The sequence below is a fragment of the Pedobacter sp. 05L430 genome, assembly GCF_056397585.1.
The window spans coordinates 21,635-39,728 of record NZ_JBFTNT010000006.1 but is presented as its reverse complement, the minus strand read 5'-3'; the positions used below and the strand labels follow the sequence as shown (position 1 = coordinate 39,728).

The following is an 18,094-nucleotide window of genomic DNA, read 5'->3' as shown; positions in this document are numbered from 1 at the left end:
ATTCCTGACTAAGTAACAGCGAATGCTTTACTTAGTAATATTGATAATGGTAATAAAATAACAATTGATAGGGCTACTTTCCAGTCGGCAAAGACGCTAGCCCAGGCAGCATTCATTAATATTAATGCAATAACACCTGCTTTTACTGCCTTACCTATATTTGGCCCTATTGGATTTTGTATGGCTTTTAACAGCGGTATAAATATCATTAAAGCAAAAGGTACAATAAATGCCAATGTGATGCGTATATCGCCTTTTGTGGTGGCGAAAAAAAGAATGCTGGCAATTACAATAGCGTAAAGTATCGCAGCAAAATAAAGCATATTTTTACTTCCTCCGTGTACTTCACCTCTGCTAATCATGGTAATAGACGCAATATAGATAATAGGTACAAGGGCTAAAAACCACCATTGTTGCACCTGAGAGCTAATAATACTTACGCCTAGCAATAGGTTTAATCCACGACATAACCCCATATTTAGTGGGCCTAATATGGAATGATGTTTAGCCCATCTGTTATAAGTAAGGCATGCAATCATAATAGACACTGCAAGTACTGATGTTGTGGTGCCAAAAAGGTTGGCTGCCGCAATTCCTATAAAGAAGAATACTGCGCCAAAAATAGTTGCTGCTTTTTTGCTTACTAATCCGCTTGGGATTGGGCGTTCCGGACGTTCTATCTTATCCAGATCGGCATCATAAACATCATTAAAGATAATGCCGCCACTGTACAAACCTATTGTTGAGATGCAAAGCAGTATAACAGGTAGCTGTAAAGTGCTCCATCCCGTTAATGAAAAGGAACCCGAAATAGCTATGCCCGCCAGTACATCTGCAACAGAAGTAACAACATTTGCAGGCCGCATTAGCCTTATATATCCTAATAGTTTTTTCAATGTATACCTAATTAGGAAATGATGATAGAATTTTTATCTATTCTTGGTTGTTGCCCGCCACGCAAAATCGAATTGCTTTCAAATTTCTGACTTTGATCAATGTTTTTAACTGAAATAAAATCGTTCTCATCAATTTGTCCACTTTGTGCAAATGCTGTTATAGCATTTCTGTAACTAACCAGTTCAATATCAGTAAGGCTAATTCCCGATTTTTTCATTAATGCCGCAGTTTTAGGTACTGCAAGTGGATCCGAAATGCCCCAGTCTGCTGCTGAATTGATCATGATTCTTTCAGATCCATATTGTTTTACCACCTCTACCATGCGCTCATTGCCCATTTTGGTAAAAGGATAAATGGTAAATGCGGCCCAAAAGCCTCTGTCCAGAACTTCCTTAACAGTTTCCTCGTTATTATGATCTACAATTACCGAATATGGAGAAAGTCCATGTTCTATCGCAATATCCATACTACGTTGCGTGCCTTTTTTCTTATCTCTGTGTGGTGTGTGAATCTGCACAGGCAACCCTGATTCTTTTGCCAGTTCCAATTGCAAACGGAAATATTTTTCTTCGGCAGCAGTCTGATCATCAAAACCAATTTCGCCAATACCAACTACCCCTTCTTTAAAAATAAAGTGAGGAAGTATTTCCATTACTTGTTCTGCCAGTTTTTCGTTATTGGCCTCACGAGAGTTTAAGCCTATGGTGCAATAATGCTTAATACCGAATTGTGACGACCTGAATCTTTCCCAACCAATAAGGCTGCTATAATAATCGGTAAAACTGTCTACTCCTGTACGCGGCTGACCCAGCCAAAAAGCCGGCTCTATTAAAGCTACAATACCTGCATCGGCCATAGCCTGGTAATCATCTGTAGTACGTGAGGTCATGTGTACATGCGGGTCAAAAAATTTCATCCCGCTGATGTCATTTAAATCAAGAGAAGTTTGAATTTTTTCTCCTTCATTTCTTTCCTGAAAATTATCATTACAGCACATAATTCAAAATTTATATTTTCTGATTTTTTTGTTCTATCAATTTGTATATCTCCGGATTAACAGTTCTGTGAGCGGYTAAACGTTCTTGTACATAGTCGCTTAAAGTATCCGATAATGCCTGGTTGGATCTCTCCTTTAATCCAATGATGTGATTAACGTCTTTCTCTGTAAAAAATGCTTTCAGCACCAATTGGTTCCATGCCCCTTCTGAAAGGAAATGAGCTGGGTATGGGTTGTGGTACATAATGGCTTCCAATACGGTGCCAATATTGCTGCGTATTCCATCCTCACATCTGGCAACCCATTCTTCAGCATAAGCTAAAAATGGCAAGGCAGAATAAAGTGCAATTTGCTCGTTCATTTCAGAGGCAATAAACAACCCGTTTATCTTTTTGATATAGGTTTCTTTATGCTCATCTGGAACCTGCATCAATAGCCAAACACGAGAAAGCCTGTCGGCAGTCCACCCATTTAATGAAAAACCGGGTAGTAGCCCATCTATTTTTTCCTCATCCTCTGTCTGCACCTCTATCGGCTTTTTTCCGGCCAAACGTGGCAGATGCGAAAAGGCGAGGTTTAATTGTATTGATTTTTCTTCTGTCTTAATCAATTCAATCTTATTCTCCAACCACAACAAGGCATCACTGCTAAGGTTTTGTTTAATGATTTGCAGAAAAAGATCATTAAGGCTTTTTATCCCTTCTATATCTATCAAAAGCATGATGTTCTTTTTTATAAATTGACAGCTACAAAATAGTTGATGGCAAGTGCACCGCTTATAATCAGAAGACCAAAGAACTCTCTGGTTTTCTCTATATAAGGCTTGGTGGCCTGCATACTCTCAACTAAGCTTGGGCTTCGGTACTTCATTATCCAGTCGCGCACTCCGTCTTTTGCAAAAAAGAGGATGATTGCGTAAATAAGATAGAAAGATATGGCAACAAGATATACGATGGGATAAAAAAGATTAAAAATGGCAAATCCACAACAAATGGAAGCCACCATATAGATAGGCACCCAAAGCCATGAGTCTTTGTCATTAAGGTTTACATACGCAAATAGTATAAACGCGATGCAAAAAATAGAGTTTAAAATGCTAAGTAGCATAACAATGAAGATTAAATTTGTGTGTGTATTTAATTAACAAATACAAATAAACAGATAATTAACTCGATTTAATAAGGTCGTATTGTAAAAAAAGAAATAGGGTACACAAAAATATTACTTTCAATGTGTTGGTTTTTATGTAATTTCATTGGTAAAGTCTCTATTTTAAGGAAATTGTTATGAAGAATTTTTTGAGTTTATCTTTTGTAATGTTGCTGGCTCTATGTGTTAATGCACAGCACAAACTGGAAAAAATATGGGAAACAGACAGTATAATTAATCTGCCTGAATCTGTATTGCCTGATGTTAAGGCCGGAGTATTGTATGTATCAATAATGGGAAATAGCCCCGATAATAAGGATGGAATTGGTGGGGTAGGCAAACTGGATATGAACGGAAAGGTGATTAATTTGGATTGGATTACCGGACTTAACTCCCCAAAAGGGCTTGCAATACATGGCAGCAAAATGTATGTTGCTGATTTGACGGATGTGGTAGTGATCGACATCCCTACAAGTAAAGTTGAGCTGACTATACCAATAGAAGGATCTAAGTTCTTAAATGACGTTACGGTTAGCGATAAAGGCGTGGTGTATGTTTCAGACTCCCGGACAAAAAGAATCCATCAGATCATTAACAATAAAGATGTTGTCTATATGGAAAATATAGATGGTGTTAATGGACTCAAAGCAGTTGGCGACGATCTTTATATCGCTGGTGGGGGCAAGAACCTTTTAAAGGCCAATGCAAAGAAAGAGATGATCAAGATTGCAGGGCTGCCTTTTGGTGGAGACGGAATTGAGCCAATTGGCAATGGCGATTTCTTATTCTCATGTTGGGGTGGTTATATCTATTATGTATCTGCCAATGGCACTTCCGAACTATTGTTGGATACGCATCTGGAAAAGAAAAACACTGCTGATATTGGATACGATCCGGTTAAAAAAATAGTTTATATCCCTACTTTTTACAAGAAGAGCATAATGGCTTACCAGTTAAAATAGATTCCTTCTATTGTGCACTTAATTGCTTAACTTGTTCAAGCATATCATCAAGTGTCTTTCTGTTAAGTGCTTTGCCTGCAGTTATCACAGCGAAGATCTTTTGAGTTGCACTTATATTGCTCAAAGGATTTTCGTCTAATAATAGTAAATCTGCTTTTTTCCCCTCAGCAATACTACCATACTCTTTTTTGCCAAGAAAATCTGGTGAATTGATAACAGATGCCTGTAAAGCCTGTAATGGGCTTAAACCATATTTCACAAGCAATTCTAATTCTTTATGGAGACCAATACCAGGGTAAGCGTAAGAATTTAGATAACCTGCATCCGTACCGGCTAATATTTTTACACCTGCTTTTTCCAGAAGCGGGAGTGTGGTTACAGTTTTTTCAAACAGCTGATGTCTGAAAGCAATAGCTTCTGCATCATCTTGCTCAACTCTTTTTACACGGCCTTCATAAGTTTTTTGTAAACCTTTTCCTATGTACTGCAGGTAGCTGTCATTTTTATGATTGTCTTTCTCAAAATAGGTAAGGATATAGTTTAGGGAAAGTGTTGGCGTAACATACATGCCATGCTTAGCCATATTTCTGTAAGTTGATAAGGCAGCGGTTTCATCAAAAGTTTCCATAACTTTTTGGTTAAACGCCTTACCTTTCAGGGTGCCTGCTGCAACTTCAGCTGAGATCTCTTTTTCTACTTTTGATCCGGCTTTAAGTGCATAGCCCAAATGCTCAACAGAACTTAAACCTGCATTTGCTATTTGTTCCATTGTTAAGGCACTTGGGATGTGTGCCGACACCCGATATCCACGCTTACGCGCTAGTTTTATAGCTTCTAAAAAGAGATCGGGCTTTAGCGTATTATCTGTTATTTTAACAAAATCGACACGCATTTTTTGTAAAGAATCCAGGGCTTGCTCTATCTCTTTAGTATTTCCAACTTCAATATCACCTTTCCAAACAGATTTATACCCTTCTAGTTTAGGTCCAGAGGTGAAAATGGATGGACCAAGTAGTTTCCCTGCTGCAATTTCATCTCTCCATTGTAATACACTAGGGCTAATGTCAGCTGCTGCATCACGTACGGTTGTAATGCCATAAGCCAGAAATAGCGGTAACAGGTTCTTATTTTCATTGATTAAAGAATCGCCACCACCAAAGTGCATATGCATATCCCAAAGGCCAGGCATCAGATACTTGCCTTTTGCATCCAATATTTGTTTTGAATTGTATCCGCTGATCAGCTTTTCATTAAATACGTTAATGATTTTCCCATCTTTAATAGCTACGGCTTTTCCGGAAATTATTTTGCCTGTTTTAACATCAATGATATTTGCAGATTTGATAATTATATCAGCGTCTTTTTTCTGTGAGAATACGCCAGAGGCCGCTAAACAGAAGAGGATAGAGAATATTAATTTTTTCATTAGGAAGGTTATTTCTTAGCTGCTTCTTCAAGAACAGCTGTTATTTCTTTAAAATTTCTTTTTTTGGCGTGGCTAAGTGCATCAACGCCTTCTTTATCTTTAATGGTAATGTCGCAGCCGGCATTTACCAGAAGCTGAACAATTTTTACATATTTATCGCTTCCATCACCAAGAATAACGGCTTCCAGTAATGCTGTCCACCCTAATCTGTTTATATGATCAATAGGATAGTTTTTGTCTTTTAGTAATTCAGTAACTATTGCAATATGACCCCTTTCGCATGCAGGTATTAACGCAGTACCATTATACCGATTAAACACTTTATAGTTCGCGCCCGCTTTTAAGCAAAGCTGAAGTATTTCGAGATAACCGGAAGCCCCGGCGTATAGAAAAGGGCTGTTTAGCATATTGTCTTGCTGGTTTACATTAGCTCCGGCATCGATCAGCATTTTTGCCAGCGTAATGCGATTGCTGTAAGTAGCATTCATTAAAGGTGTTTCTCCTTTGCTATTTCGCAGCTCAACGTTCTTATTTACAGAAAGCCATTGCGATAGCTTAGTGCTGTCGTTTGCCGCTATGATTTTGAAAACCTCTAATTCGTTTTGTTCCATGTTTTTTTTCTGCGAACAAGCATTCATTGCAATGCAAGTAAGGATGATGACAGATAAGATTCGGAAATTCATATGCAAATTTAGTTCTTAAAGCCTCAGCTAAATAGGACTGATTATCATAATAAGGGTACTAATTATTTGTTTTCCGAAATTGCTGAGGACTAACACTCGTATTTTTCCTGAAAAATCTGGAGAAATAAGAGGTGTCGTTAAACCCAAGAGAATAGGCAATCTCTTTAATATCAAGGTTTGTTAACGTTAGCATCCTTTTTGCTTCGAGCAAAATACGCTCTCGAATAAGGTCTCCGGCAGTTATTCCTGATTTTTTCCTGCAAATCTGATTCAGATAATTAGCAGTAACGTGTAGCTCTGCAGCATAAAATGATACCTCGCTATGCGCAGCGTAATGCTTATCGAGAAGTGCAAGGAAATTGTTAATCAGGCGATTGTCGGTAGTAGAGTCCTGCAGATCAAAGCAGTCTGAATACCATCTTTTCAATAAAATCAATACAATTTGTAATCTGGTTTGAATTAGTTCAGTTTCAAATTGTCTGGGGGTAGTTAATTCCTTCAATATTTGCTCTAGCTCCTGAACAAGATCCGGGTATTGATTATTTTTAAGGGCCAGAACAGGAGAGGACGACAAATTGAAAAATGGCAACCTTAGACTCCCGGGAAGCATAAACTTCTGCGAAAACATTAACTGATAACCAGATGTTTTTTCTGAGAGCTCCCATTGGTGGGCCTGCCCGGGTGCAAGGAAAAACACCATTTTGTTATGAACGATATGCTCTTTAAAATCTATGGTATGCGTGCCGCTACCCTGATCTATAACAAGGAGCATGTAAAAATCATGCTTATGCGCATGAGGAATGGAGGGCATGTTAATAGGGTCGTGGCGTAGTAACTTAAAGTCTTCCCCTGTGTAAGGAAGTTTAAAGATCTGTTCGATGCCCACCGTAGGTAATAACATACCTTATCCTAGTGTAACTTAACGTAGGTTTCTACGATCTCATGATTAACATTCAGGCTATCTATTTTTTCAATGCCACGTTGCACCAATGTATCATTACTTATTTTTAATGTAAAACTGAATTTCAGATTTTCCCAATCTCTAAAGCTGCAGTATTGAAGATGTTCTTCGTATTTATCTCCATTTAACGTATATGTGCCACTACCCGCATCGAAAATAGCTCCTTTGCCCYTTCCTTTGTTAACATCATGCTTGAAAAAGGAAAAATGAGTATCATTAAATTCTTTAATCATCTCCTGATTTTCTACAGGAAAAGTATTTGCGGTATCACCTTTGGTTATCACTTTTGCGGATATAAGTTTCCAGGTTCCGTTTATAGATTGCTCAGATGATTTTTTGGTTTCTGTCTGCCCAGAACAGGAGGCTAATGTAACTGCGGAAAGGATGATTAATTTTAATAGTTTCATGGTTTGATCTCGTTAGTTTCAACGTTATTTAAATATAAATAATTATTTTATGATCATACTGAATGCACTCTCTTTTAAGGCTAACACATCTTCCCGTTTTATAAAATGCTCATCGGATGTGAATATCAAATCAATTTGACCTTTAAAATAAGTTGTAAACAGAGTTGTCGGATTACCGAACGGAAAAATTGTCGAAGGGGATTGCAAAGATTCGATTTCAAGCGCACCATATTTTTCGTTTATGCTTACTTTTCCCATGTTTGAAAGGGTAAAATCATGGGCTCCTTTATCAGCCTTGGCATATCTGGTMATTCTTGGTAAAGAAGGCAAAAGGCACTCGCTGTATAGCAATACGGTATTTACATTCATCTCATCTATTTTTTTTGCCAGGCCATTTTTAAATTCACGGGTTTGGTTCCAAAAACCATCGGTTTTTTTGTTCGAAAGATTGAGCCCAACCATTGCCGGAAAAGCAAAGAGCATATTGCTTTTAACTTCTGGCAGGAACTTCCGCATGTCTACTGCGCAATAAAGTCTGGAATGCGATTTTATGGTTTTAATTTCTTTAAACCCTCTTAAAAATGCCACACTTAGTGCATCGTGGACAGAAGCCCCTTCAGATTTGCATTTTTCAATAATTAGGGAAGATTCTTCTTTGCTAAGTTTCCAATGTAAAAAAAATGGTTTTTCTCTTTTAATCTCTTTTTTAAAGGCCACCGCAAGTAAGGCAAGCTTTGCAACTTTAGAAAATAATTGAATCTTTAATTTGTTTGCCTTGCTTTCCTGGATTTCGGGAGGAATAAAATCCTGTATAGAGGAAAAGGATTTATAGGCACCTATTTCTTTTTCCGGATCGCCTAACAAAGACAATGTTTCATCCATAAGGTTCAGGATAGATCTGCCATCACATATACAATGATGGCCCACAACAATCAGGTCAGAAACACTTTCTGATTTTAACCACACCAACCTAACCAAAGTATCATTCTTAGTGTTAAATGGGGTAAGGCATTCTGTGATAGATTCCCTTTCCCAATCCTGGTCTGTTTGTCGGTTAACTATGCGAAGGCCGATTCTTTGAACCGGATTCTGTTCAACAAAATAAGGGATACCTACCTCATCTTCCCAAACATTACTGCCTAGCAATGGGTGCCTGGCCTGAATCTTTAATAGTGAGGCATGTAATTCAGATTCCTGAACCGTACCTTTAATTGTAACAGAGGAAACAACATTCACAGCTGTTTGGCCGCCTGCATACATGGTCCCTTCAATTAAAGATAGTTTTCTTTTCATTTCATCTAGTTGCGCTATTATTAGTAAAAGTACTAATAATGACAACTAAATAATTGATAAGTTATATTATTCCAAAGTCCATGTTGAGTCCATGTTTTTCGGATAAAAACATGGATTTATACTGTAATTTGAATGAAATCACATTGGGATGTGGTACTGTTAAAGATAAAGGAGTGTTTAACTGGGTTAAAATACTGGTTCCCTACCTGACCCTTTCGAATCAATTCTTGTGGGGAGTAGGTTTATGGTGGGATATTTTATCCAGGATCTTTTTGATCATGTTCTTTCCAAAATGACTGATTTCTATGCTTTTCGATCCAATTTTATGATTGGGATAAAGAAAGATCGTATCCGAGAATATTAATATATTCGCATTGAATGATCAACCTTAATCCAGAAACACTTGTATCTGCAATAATCTGTGTAAATTTTTTCTCTATCGGTCTTTACACATTTCTGATAAGACAAAATCGCAGCAAGACTGCTAGCCTTTTTCTCTTGTCTTTTTGCATTTCTCTTGGTTTAAATCAGTTATATGATTTATTGGTTTTCAATGGGATCTACGGGAACTACTTTCGCTTTCTGGATGAATTTTCGCTGCTTATTGCTTTCTCATCACTCTATTTTTATATCGCTTCCCTGACCCAAAACTTGTTCCGTTTTCAGAAAAAACATATTGTTCATTTAATACCTATTCTTATATTTCTGTTAATCTGGGTATTTCCATTACCCATTATAGAACAGTACCACAATAGTTCTTTTTTAAGAATTTTATACAAATATTATAATAACATCCAGGGAATAATTTACGTGTTCCTCATTAATGGTCTCGTAAATCAGCATCAACAAATCTTGAAGGATCTTACCTCTACAGCTCGGGAAAATGACCTTAACTGGGTAAGAATAATGGTGATTTTATTGTTGATTGTCATCGTCTTCTGGACATTAAGTGGTTTCGAAAAAGATTGGCTTAATCTGACAGGGTACAGCCTTTTAATTTTCAGTTATTGGCTCGGTTATCATATTATAGCACAAAAAGGCATTTACAGAAGCATGCTGCCGGAGCTTGAGGTAGCGGAACTAAAACAAAGGGAAAAGAGGTACAAAAATTCAACCTTATCTGTTCTGGAGAAAGCCGAAATGGTTGAACATGTTAAACACTTAATGGAGATCGAGAAGCCATACCTTAATAACGAGCTTACGCTTACTTCTTTGGCGGATAGATTACAAATGAAACCTATTCATCTTTCGCAGGTATTGAATGAAGAGTTTAAGGAGAACTTCTACTCCTTCATTAATAGGTATCGAGTAAATGAAAGCAAAAAAATGTTACTTGAGCCGAGATATTCTCATTACAATATTCTTGGGATAGCTCTTGAATCCGGTTTTAATTCAAAAACAACCTTTAACAAGGCTTTTAAAGAGAACACAGGTATCTCTCCTTCCGAATTTCAACGTACCTCAACACGTGCGTCTTAGCTTAGACGGGCGATTGGCACATACATATTATCCAGTTTTGCACTATTAATTGGTGTAAAACAAATAATAGAACAATGAGATTTCTTAAAATTCTTCCTCTCCTTATGGTATTATTTCCAGGCGTTGTGATTGCACAAACTACTGTTGACTCGCTGACGTATCATCTTGATGAATACCTGCATAAAAAGGATCTGCCGGGTTTTGCAGTGGTCATTCTAAACAATAAAGGGCCAATATATCAGAAAGGATTTGGATACGCCGACATTAAGAATCAAAAAACATTTACGCCAAAAACCATCCAGAATATAGGCTCGGTAAGTAAAACAGTTGTTGCGGTTGCGCTAATGAAAGCGATTGAGTTAAACTATTTTACGTTGGAGACAGATATCAACGAGATACTACCTTTTAAAGTGGTAAACCCTTATCGCCCGGATCAGTTAATAAGAGTTAAGGACCTCACTACCCACACTTCTGGAATTATCGATAATGAGGATATGTTTAACAGGACCTACCGTTTCAGGAAATCGTCTGATTTAGATCCAATACTAGGTCAGTTCATGAAAGCGCATGGATATACGTCGGACCTCGCGGATACAACGCTACAAACTTTCTTAAAGTCTTACTTAAGTCCGACGGGAAAATTATACAGCGCTAAAAATTTTTATGACAGCGAACCGGGAAAACGTGCAAGTTATAGCAATGTCGGGTCCGCATTGGCGGCTTATCTTATTGAGGTCAAGTCAGGCATGTCATTTCCTGCGTTTACGGAAAAATATGTTTTTGGACCTCTCAAAATGCATCATTCTGACTGGTATTTAACTAGAAGGAATTTAAAACAACATTCGGTTCCTTATTTCACCAAACAAATGGCTTTTCCATATTATACATTAACAACCTATCCAGATGGGGGGCTCAGAACTTCAGCACTGGACCTAAGTAAATACGTCCTGGAAATGATCCGTGGCCTAAATGGTAATTCGAAAATACTTGCAAACGAGTCTGTTAAAACCATGTTTAAGCCTGTCTTTACGGCAGCTACCGTACCTGCTAATATGAACCTTCAAACACGTAATAAAGGAGTGTTTTGGAATATTTACAACGACGGATATATCGGTCATGACGGGGACGATCCGGGAGTTACCACCAATATTTTGTTTAACGATCATATTGGTATTGTTTTCTTGACCAATATTTACCTGAAAGACAGGACAGATATATTGAAGATCCTGAAAAAATATGGGGAAAGACTAGTAAAAAAATAATCTAAAGACTGGATATGTTGCTTGTATGTTGAGTTCTCCTTAATTATTATGAGGGTACTTTGCGAACTAAATTGAGACTATTTGCTCTTTTCAACTTTTAAAGCTTTATCCAGATCATTTGCTCCATCTCCTGCTAGTTGGTATAATCCCGGGGCGTTATTATTGATTATTTTGCCTTCTTTATCAATTAACACATAATGCGGAATAGCATTGATATTGTAATCCTTGCACACCTGATTGGTGGTCCAGCCCTCAGCAACAAGGTTCACTCCATCAAGTTTTAATTCCTTTACCTTATCTGTCCAGGTACTTCCTTTTTCATCCACACAGATGTTTAAGAATACAACATCTTTGTCTTTATATTTCTCATGCATCTTTGTCCCGTTTTCTTTGATATCACCAATACAAGGGCCACAGTATACCCCCCAGAAATCAATGTAAACTAATTTGCCCTTAAAATCACTTAACGAAACGGAGTTACCCTTCATATCTTTCAGGTTAAATGCGGGCGCAGGCTGCCCGGGCGCTAACTTTCTGGCATTGTCATAAAATGTTTTGACCGTATCAAGGTAAGCTGGCGTACTCCCGTGTGCCAGGTAGTCATCATAAACTGACTTGACATCTTTAAAATCATAGTGCTCAAAACCAAACATGATCGCTTTTGCCGAAAACCAGTCTCTAATAGGAATGATATTTAAAAAAGCCTGTCCCGACTGATAGTCTTTTTTTGCTGGATTGAAAGCAGCATAGCCTGAGCCATTTATTGCTGTATAATATTTAAAAGGTTGGTGAAATCGGACCTGATCAAAAAGAAAATCGCGGTAAGGTGCAGATTGTATGAAAATTTCTTCTGATAAGTAGGTATGATCAAATTTAGCATACTCAGGACTGGAGTAGCGGTCGTCTGTTTTGAGTTTATAGATATTTAACAAGTTGCCACGTAATCCCCTCAATAATCCCACATGTTTAAAGTATGCATCATAAAAAGTCTTAGTGATGCTGTATTTGGTATGGGGAGCACTAAATATGATGTTTAACTCTGCATTGTACGAGTCATTAATTAACCTGTATTTAGAAGAATCTGCAAGCTCTTTTTCTTCATACAGTTTCCTATTCAAATCAAGAAAGGGTTGTCTTCTCTTGTTATAAATCGCCATCATGATAGACAAATCCTGAGCGMGCTCTGGCGATGGACTATTGATTTTGAAGGTGTTTTTAAAATTCTTTTGATCCCAATTCACTTCTATGGTGTCACCAGGCACAGCAAAAGCAGTGATGGCATCATTATTCAGATACAGATAAAAGTCCTGAATACCGTCTATGTAAATGTGTTTAGAAAAATTACCTTTTTTATCTACTAATACAGCATTCACAGTATTGTTAAAATACCCTGTAGTGGCCAATTCAAAAAAGGTGTCATCCAAATTCTTTACATTTCCTTTAAGCAGGAAGCTAGTGGTTTTTTGAGCAAAGGAGCTCGCCGTGATTAAGAAAGCACATAAGAAGGGTATTAATTTCATGAAGAGCGATAATTACGAAGCGAAATCTGTGTTTGGTTTATTGTTCCGAATTGCCTGCCTTCAAGTATAATTTTAGGGTGGTTGATGCAGACTATTAAATGTCGTAATTTAATTTCAAATAAAGAAGGAGCAATTGTTATTTCGGAGAAAGCGGCTGACCCTTGCAACGCTAAAGAAGCTTATTGCCGATATCACAAAAGTTTTAAAACAGCCAAAAAAAAGGACAACTCCGGAATTATCGAGGTTGTCCATTATGGTGGGAGATACTGGGTTCGAACCAGTGACCCCCTGCTTGTAAGGCAGGTGCTCTGAACCAGCTGAGCTAATCTCCCCTTAGTTCTACTCTTTTGTTTAAAAAACCAGCTGAGTAAGCTGTTGTTAATAACCTTCGAATCCTCGTTAGGTTTTGGTGGGAGATACTGGGTTCGAACCAGTGACCCCCTGCTTGTAAGGCAGGTGCTCTGAACCAGCTGAGCTAATCTCCCCTTTGGTTCTACTCTTTTGCTAAAAGGCCAGCTGAGTAAGCTGTATTAATCCCTAATTGTTAGGGAGTGCAAATATACACCTCTAATTTAAAACTCCAAAACTTTTGTAATATTTTAAGAGAGCACATCCTCTAAAACTTGATGCGAACGAATATCTCCAAAAGATGCTGTGTGTAAAGTGTAGTAAATCAATATTTTATCTAAAATGAATCTTCTTGTTTTATTTTCTAATTTTATTTGATTTATTTTTTCAAAAGGTGAAGTAAACAGGGAAATAAAGAGAATTGCATCAGATTTTTCCAAATAGTGGGGGTGTACAGGGAGCATCGACTTAAATTCTCCTTCCTGTAAATCAAAATAACTCTGGTCGCTTTTAGTTTGCATACTGGGCGCAAATCCCAAATACCTTGATAGTTTAAGCAAAAATGCAAGGTGGAAATTTACGTTTGTTTCGCTGTTTTCATCGAGCCAGCAAATAGCACTAAATATAAAATCAAATAGATGCTCATCTGCCATTTGCTGTCTTATGCTCTTATACAATACTTCATTTAGGAAGATTGCCATTGTACTTTTTATGATATCATAAGGAATACTACTAAAAACAGGAGATGGCCTGAGCTCAGAAACACGCTGTATACTAATATTGGTTTTATGATAAACCACCATATCTACAAGATGCAATGGCTGGAGCATATTCATTCTGATCTTTGCCCTGGGTTTTTTAACGCCATTGATCATGTACGATTGGATGCCAAACTTTTCGGTAAAGATTTGTACAACTACACTGCTTTCACTATAGAGTGTAGTTTTTAAAACAATCCCCCTGGTTTTATGCAACATGACCTAAAAAATTTTAGGAATAAAGATGATCAAGCCAATTATAGCTGCACCAATAGCTGCAATCAATACACCCCCGGCAGCTGCATCTTTAATGATCTTTGCTTTGGGATTAAAGTTTGGCGAAACCAAATCAACAAGTACTTCTATAGCGGTATTCAACAATTCTGTTATTAAAACAATAGCGGCAGCGGCAATTATCCAAAGCCATTCATTTATAGATAATGCAAAATACCACCCGGCAATGGCCGTTACAAGGAGGGCCGCAATATGAAATTTAAAATTAAGCTGTGTTTTAAAGGCATAACCAATACCCGAAAACGCATACCCAAATCCCTTGATAAACTTTAGCATAGTACCTTCAAAATTGAAAAATTATACATGCAAAGTACGTCATGCTTTCTAATATATCCAATTGTTTACTCAGAACGCTTAACTTTGGATAATTTTTATACGAATGTCAGCAGAAAAAACACCCCTCCATCCACGAAATAAACATCGCTTCAGGTACGATTTTCCCGAGTTGATTAAAAGCTATCCGGAATTGAAAAACTATGTTGCAGTTAATTCATATGGAGACGAATCTATATGTTTTTCTGATCCTGAGGCTGTTAAAAGTCTTAATAAAGCACTTCTTAAGCATTTCTATAGTATTTCGTATTGGGATATTCCGGCCGGATATCTTTGTCCACCTATACCGGGTAGGGCAGATTATGTGCATTATCTGGCAGATTTGCTCGCTTCTGTTAATGATGGGATAATACCAACGCGAAAATCAGTTCGAGGGTTAGATATTGGATTGGGTGCTAATTGTGTTTATCCGATTATTGGTCATCAGGACTATGGTTGGAGCTTTGTGGGGAGCGAAATAGATTCCGGAGCCATAAAAGCGGCTAAAGCAATTATTGCATCAAATCCGGAACTGACAAATGCTATAACTTGCAGGCCACAGAGCAATAAACATCATATTTTTAAAGGGGTTATCAAGCCAGAGGATCTGTTTGATTTCACCATGTGTAATCCACCTTTTCATTCTTCTGCCGAAGAGGCTCAATCTGGCACAAGACGGAAATTGCAAAATTTGGGTAAGCAAAAAGGCAAAGAGGTAACACTGAATTTTGGGGGACAAAATACAGAGCTTTGGTATGAAGGAGGGGAAGTCGGATTTATTAGAAAAATGATAGAGGAGAGTGCTTCTTTTGCAAATCAATGTTTATGGTTCTCGACCTTAGTTTCAAAGAGCGGTAACCTTCCTTTTATTTATAAAGCGATTCAGAATTTTAACGCATTTGAAGTTAGAACAATAGAAATGGCGCAAGGACAAAAGATCAGTCGGTTTGTGGCCTGGACGTTTATGGATTTTGAGAAACAAGAAAACTGGCGCAAAAGCAGATGGTTGTAACTGGATTTAAGTGAAAATAGTGACGCTCGCCTTCTTGTTTTTGTAAGCGCCAATTTGTTCTCCAGTGGTATAATCTTTAAAGAAAAGTGAATCACTTTCTTTAAAACGCTTTTTTAGCATACAATACAGATGAAGGCATTTAATCCAATTTAATGCTGTTGGTTTATCCTTAAGGATTTCAGGATATACATATACCTCGTTTCCTTCAATCCTTATTAGATTCTTTTCCTGAAGCTCTTTTACATTTGCAATAATTTTGGCCGTTTGGGCGGCCAAATGAGCAGTCTGTTGTACTTTCTTTTTTGCGTATATCATAAGCCAGATTTATTCTAACAATAAAGGGTCGTCCTCGTCATCAGTAAGGCTTAGCTGTATACTATCTGTTCCGGCAATGCCCTCAATTGAACCTCTGATGTGTGCTGCATTTAGCAGTACTTTTTCTAGTTGCTTTTCTCTGGCTTTCCATAGTTTTTCCATAGCATCGCGTTCTCTTTGGATAGATAATTTCATGCTCATGAAACCTTCTCTAATGGCTTTCCATTGCTCAGAGAACTCATTGCTGGTTAAATAATCATACAGCATATGCATTTTATCTCCACGGTTTTCTTGAGATTTTGAAGCGCTGAACAGCTTCACAATTCCATCTCTAAGGATATAGGAAACGGCTTTAACTTCATCAAACGAACAGATCCAAACACCATCTTTTTCGCCGAAACAGTCCATTCCTTTTGGATAGGTTTGGGTAACTATAACTGCAACATCAACTCCCATACTGCGCATGTCTTTCTTTAATTTCTCAATCCATTCCATCGAGAAATCTTTAGTGCGCTTACTTTCATAGATAATTTTACCGCATTCCTGCCCAAATTGATTTCTGACATGATGAACGCAGTCKGCTCCTCTTACTCCTTTACCTACTTCAGATACCAGATCAAAAGGGAATGCATTTCTAAGTAATTCTTCTAAAATTAGTTCTTGTACTTCGCCTTGTAACTGCATAGATCCTTGTTCTGCTTTACGCTTCATCTCTTCTGCCAGTTTTTTCTGATCGTCGAGCTGTTTCTCCAGTTCTTTTACCCTCAGTTGATGTTCGGTCTCTTTTATGCTGTTTTTTTCGGCCTCTTGCTTTCTGATCTGTTCCGTCATATCAGCGCGCTGCTCTTGTAGTTTACGCTGTAGCTGAAGCTCCATTTCTTCTTCCTTTTGCTTCATTGCCTGTTCCTTTTTCAGGAAATCAAGCTCTTTAGCGCGGGCAGATTTTAATTTTTCTTCGTTCTCTTTGTTGGCATTATCAAGTATTTGCAGCTTGTTTTCGAAATCTGTTGCTATACTTTTGCGCAAGCTTTCTTCGAGCACGGTTTGTAGCTGCTTTTTTTCTTCGCTTAATTTTTGCTCATAAGCTGCCGCTTGTTTTTTTTGCTGCTGCTCAAAAGCAAGTTCCTGCTGTTTTTGCAACGCTTGAAATTCATTTTGCTTTTTAGCAAATTCATCTTCCTTTTGTTTGGTAAAGGTAACCATCTTCTCTCTGAGGTCTTTTTTATATTCCTCAGCCATCACCTCTTCAATGGGAAAAGTATGCGCGCAATTAGGACATTTTATTTCGGTTGACATATAATGGGTGTTATGGAAGTTGGTTAATAAATAAACTTTCTGCAAATTTCATAGATACGCTTCTGGGCTCTTCGTTTTCAATCTGAATATTCAATGACCCATCAAAAGCAATCACTTCAAGTACTTTTATCCTGGTACCAATGGTTATCTTCAATTTCTCCAAATATTGAAGAAATAGAGTAGAAGTATCTTTAACAGCTGCCACTTTGCAGTTTTGGCCAGCATTTAACTCTGATAATAACGTTTTTGCAATGGCGGGCATGTCCCCGTTTGCTTTTGGAATTGGGTCGCCATGTGGATCAAATTCCGGGAAGTTAAGAAACTCTTCCAGCTTATCTACCAATTTAGCTGATTGTATATGTTCCAGTTGCTCAGCAACTTCATGGACCTCATCCCAGCTAAAATCCAGTTTCTCATATAAAAATGTTTCCCAGAGTCTGTGCTTTCTTAAAATGGCGATGCCGTTTTTTCTGCCGATATCTGTAAGTAATATTTTGCCATACTTTTTGTAAGTAACCAGATTTTTCTCTTTCAGCTTTTTTAACATATCTGTGGCAGTAGCAGGTTTAACACCTAAATAAGCTGCCATTTCATTGGTGCCTGCCTCGGGCCTTTCTTCGTTCTGAAAGCTCAGTTTTAATAAAGCTTTTAAATAGTTTTCTTCTGTATAAGATAGCATAGTACAAACTTATCGCTTTATAAAGGAAATAAAAATAATAAATG

Annotated in this window: 20 protein-coding genes and 2 tRNA genes; 5 read left to right on the top strand and 17 right to left on the bottom strand. The window is 37.6% G+C overall.

What is annotated here, in order from left to right; all coding sequences use genetic code 11:
• Positions 1–8: 8 nt before the first annotated feature.
• From eboC to AC1DG9_RS03035, 4 genes are read right to left on the bottom strand one after another with little or no spacing between them, the layout of a single operon-like run.
• The gene (gene eboC, locus AC1DG9_RS03050) at positions 9–896 is read right to left on the bottom strand and encodes a UbiA-like protein EboC (protein WP_288881914.1); all 888 of its coding nucleotides are present in this window, start codon (positions 894–896) and stop codon (positions 9–11) included.
• A gap of 11 nt (positions 897–907) precedes the next feature.
• Positions 908–1,894: a TatD family hydrolase gene (locus AC1DG9_RS03045; RefSeq protein WP_172661616.1), complete on the bottom strand. Its 987-nt coding sequence runs from the start codon at positions 1,892–1,894 to the stop codon at positions 908–910.
• 10 nt (positions 1,895–1,904) lie between these two features.
• Positions 1,905–2,615, bottom strand: a complete 711-nt coding sequence (locus tag AC1DG9_RS03040; protein WP_477634297.1) for an EboA domain-containing protein — start codon at positions 2,613–2,615, stop codon at positions 1,905–1,907.
• A gap of 11 nt (positions 2,616–2,626) precedes the next feature.
• Positions 2,627–3,001, bottom strand: coding sequence for a transmembrane 220 family protein (locus AC1DG9_RS03035; protein WP_172661614.1), 375 nt, complete (start codon positions 2,999–3,001; stop codon positions 2,627–2,629).
• Positions 3,002–3,180: 179 nt separating this feature from the next.
• On the opposite strand from AC1DG9_RS03035, the gene AC1DG9_RS03030 reads away from it, so the two are divergent.
• On the top strand, positions 3,181–4,005 hold the full coding sequence (locus AC1DG9_RS03030) for an NHL repeat-containing protein (protein WP_172661613.1): 825 nt from the start codon (positions 3,181–3,183) through the stop codon (positions 4,003–4,005).
• Between the two features lie 7 nt (positions 4,006–4,012).
• On the opposite strand, the gene AC1DG9_RS03025 is transcribed toward AC1DG9_RS03030, so the two are convergent.
• The 5 genes from AC1DG9_RS03025 to AC1DG9_RS03005 all read right to left on the bottom strand — a co-directional run bounded on the left by AC1DG9_RS03025 (position 4,013) and on the right by AC1DG9_RS03005 (position 8,775).
• Entirely contained in the window at positions 4,013–5,431 is a 1,419-nt protein-coding gene (locus AC1DG9_RS03025; RefSeq protein WP_337717252.1) for an amidohydrolase family protein, read from the bottom strand.
• A gap of 8 nt (positions 5,432–5,439) precedes the next feature.
• Positions 5,440–6,042, bottom strand: a complete 603-nt coding sequence (locus tag AC1DG9_RS03020; RefSeq protein WP_288881926.1) for an ankyrin repeat domain-containing protein — start codon at positions 6,040–6,042, stop codon at positions 5,440–5,442.
• A gap of 130 nt (positions 6,043–6,172) precedes the next feature.
• Positions 6,173–7,015 (bottom strand): helix-turn-helix domain-containing protein, encoded by an 843-nt coding sequence (locus AC1DG9_RS03015; protein ID WP_288881929.1) that lies wholly within the window; start codon positions 7,013–7,015, stop codon positions 6,173–6,175.
• An 8-nt stretch (positions 7,016–7,023) separates the two neighbouring features.
• Positions 7,024–7,482: a lipocalin family protein gene (locus AC1DG9_RS03010; RefSeq protein WP_477634296.1), complete on the bottom strand. Its 459-nt coding sequence runs from the start codon at positions 7,480–7,482 to the stop codon at positions 7,024–7,026.
• A gap of 42 nt (positions 7,483–7,524) precedes the next feature.
• Positions 7,525–8,775, bottom strand: a complete 1,251-nt coding sequence (locus AC1DG9_RS03005; protein ID WP_477634295.1) for a hypothetical protein — start codon at positions 8,773–8,775, stop codon at positions 7,525–7,527.
• 110 nt (positions 8,776–8,885) lie between these two features.
• Here AC1DG9_RS03005 and AC1DG9_RS03000 point away from each other — a divergent pair, with 110 nt between their 5' ends.
• The 3 genes from AC1DG9_RS03000 (at position 8,886) to AC1DG9_RS02990 (ending at position 11,516) form a co-directional block, all read left to right on the top strand.
• Entirely contained in the window at positions 8,886–9,071 is a 186-nt protein-coding gene (locus tag AC1DG9_RS03000) for a hypothetical protein (RefSeq protein WP_288881935.1), read from the top strand.
• 556 nt (positions 9,072–9,627) lie between these two features.
• Positions 9,628–10,254 carry a helix-turn-helix domain-containing protein gene (locus tag AC1DG9_RS02995; protein ID WP_337717249.1) on the top strand — a complete coding sequence of 209 codons (627 nt, stop codon included), beginning with the start codon at positions 9,628–9,630 and terminating at the stop codon, positions 10,252–10,254.
• Between the two features lie 74 nt (positions 10,255–10,328).
• Positions 10,329–11,516: a serine hydrolase domain-containing protein gene (locus AC1DG9_RS02990; protein ID WP_288881939.1), complete on the top strand. Its 1,188-nt coding sequence runs from the start codon at positions 10,329–10,331 to the stop codon at positions 11,514–11,516.
• Positions 11,517–11,593: 77 nt separating this feature from the next.
• Here the strand turns inward: AC1DG9_RS02990 and AC1DG9_RS02985 are convergent, their stop codons facing one another.
• The 5 genes from AC1DG9_RS02985 to AC1DG9_RS02965 all read right to left on the bottom strand — a co-directional run bounded on the left by AC1DG9_RS02985 (position 11,594) and on the right by AC1DG9_RS02965 (position 14,712).
• Positions 11,594–13,036, bottom strand: coding sequence for a TlpA family protein disulfide reductase (locus tag AC1DG9_RS02985; RefSeq protein WP_477634294.1), 1,443 nt, complete (start codon positions 13,034–13,036; stop codon positions 11,594–11,596).
• Between the two features lie 254 nt (positions 13,037–13,290).
• Positions 13,291–13,368: transfer RNA gene (locus AC1DG9_RS02980), tRNA-Val, on the bottom strand.
• Positions 13,369–13,443: 75 nt separating this feature from the next.
• A tRNA-Val gene (locus AC1DG9_RS02975) sits at positions 13,444–13,521 on the bottom strand.
• Positions 13,522–13,635: 114 nt separating this feature from the next.
• Entirely contained in the window at positions 13,636–14,361 is a 726-nt protein-coding gene (recO, locus tag AC1DG9_RS02970) for a DNA repair protein RecO (RefSeq protein WP_172661605.1), read from the bottom strand.
• Positions 14,362–14,364: 3 nt separating this feature from the next.
• A complete protein-coding gene (locus AC1DG9_RS02965) occupies positions 14,365–14,712 on the bottom strand; it encodes a diacylglycerol kinase family protein (RefSeq protein WP_172661604.1) in 348 nt (115 codons plus the stop codon).
• Between the two features lie 103 nt (positions 14,713–14,815).
• On the opposite strand from AC1DG9_RS02965, the gene rlmF reads away from it, so the two are divergent.
• Positions 14,816–15,760: a 23S rRNA (adenine(1618)-N(6))-methyltransferase RlmF gene (rlmF, locus tag AC1DG9_RS02960; RefSeq protein ID WP_337717245.1), complete on the top strand. Its 945-nt coding sequence runs from the start codon at positions 14,816–14,818 to the stop codon at positions 15,758–15,760.
• Between the two features lie 6 nt (positions 15,761–15,766).
• Here rlmF and AC1DG9_RS02955 read toward each other — a convergent pair whose 3' ends face one another.
• Genes AC1DG9_RS02955 through AC1DG9_RS02945 form a run of 3 tightly spaced genes read right to left on the bottom strand, consistent with a single transcriptional unit; the run spans position 15,767 to position 18,050 of the window.
• The gene (locus AC1DG9_RS02955) at positions 15,767–16,075 is read right to left on the bottom strand and encodes a hypothetical protein (RefSeq protein ID WP_337717243.1); all 309 of its coding nucleotides are present in this window, start codon (positions 16,073–16,075) and stop codon (positions 15,767–15,769) included.
• 9 nt (positions 16,076–16,084) lie between these two features.
• Positions 16,085–17,371 carry a DUF2130 domain-containing protein gene (locus AC1DG9_RS02950; RefSeq protein ID WP_288881952.1) on the bottom strand — a complete coding sequence of 429 codons (1,287 nt, stop codon included), beginning with the start codon at positions 17,369–17,371 and terminating at the stop codon, positions 16,085–16,087.
• Positions 17,372–17,381: 10 nt separating this feature from the next.
• Positions 17,382–18,050, bottom strand: a complete 669-nt coding sequence (locus AC1DG9_RS02945) for a metal-dependent transcriptional regulator (protein WP_172661600.1) — start codon at positions 18,048–18,050, stop codon at positions 17,382–17,384.
• Positions 18,051–18,094: the final 44 nt, after the last annotated feature.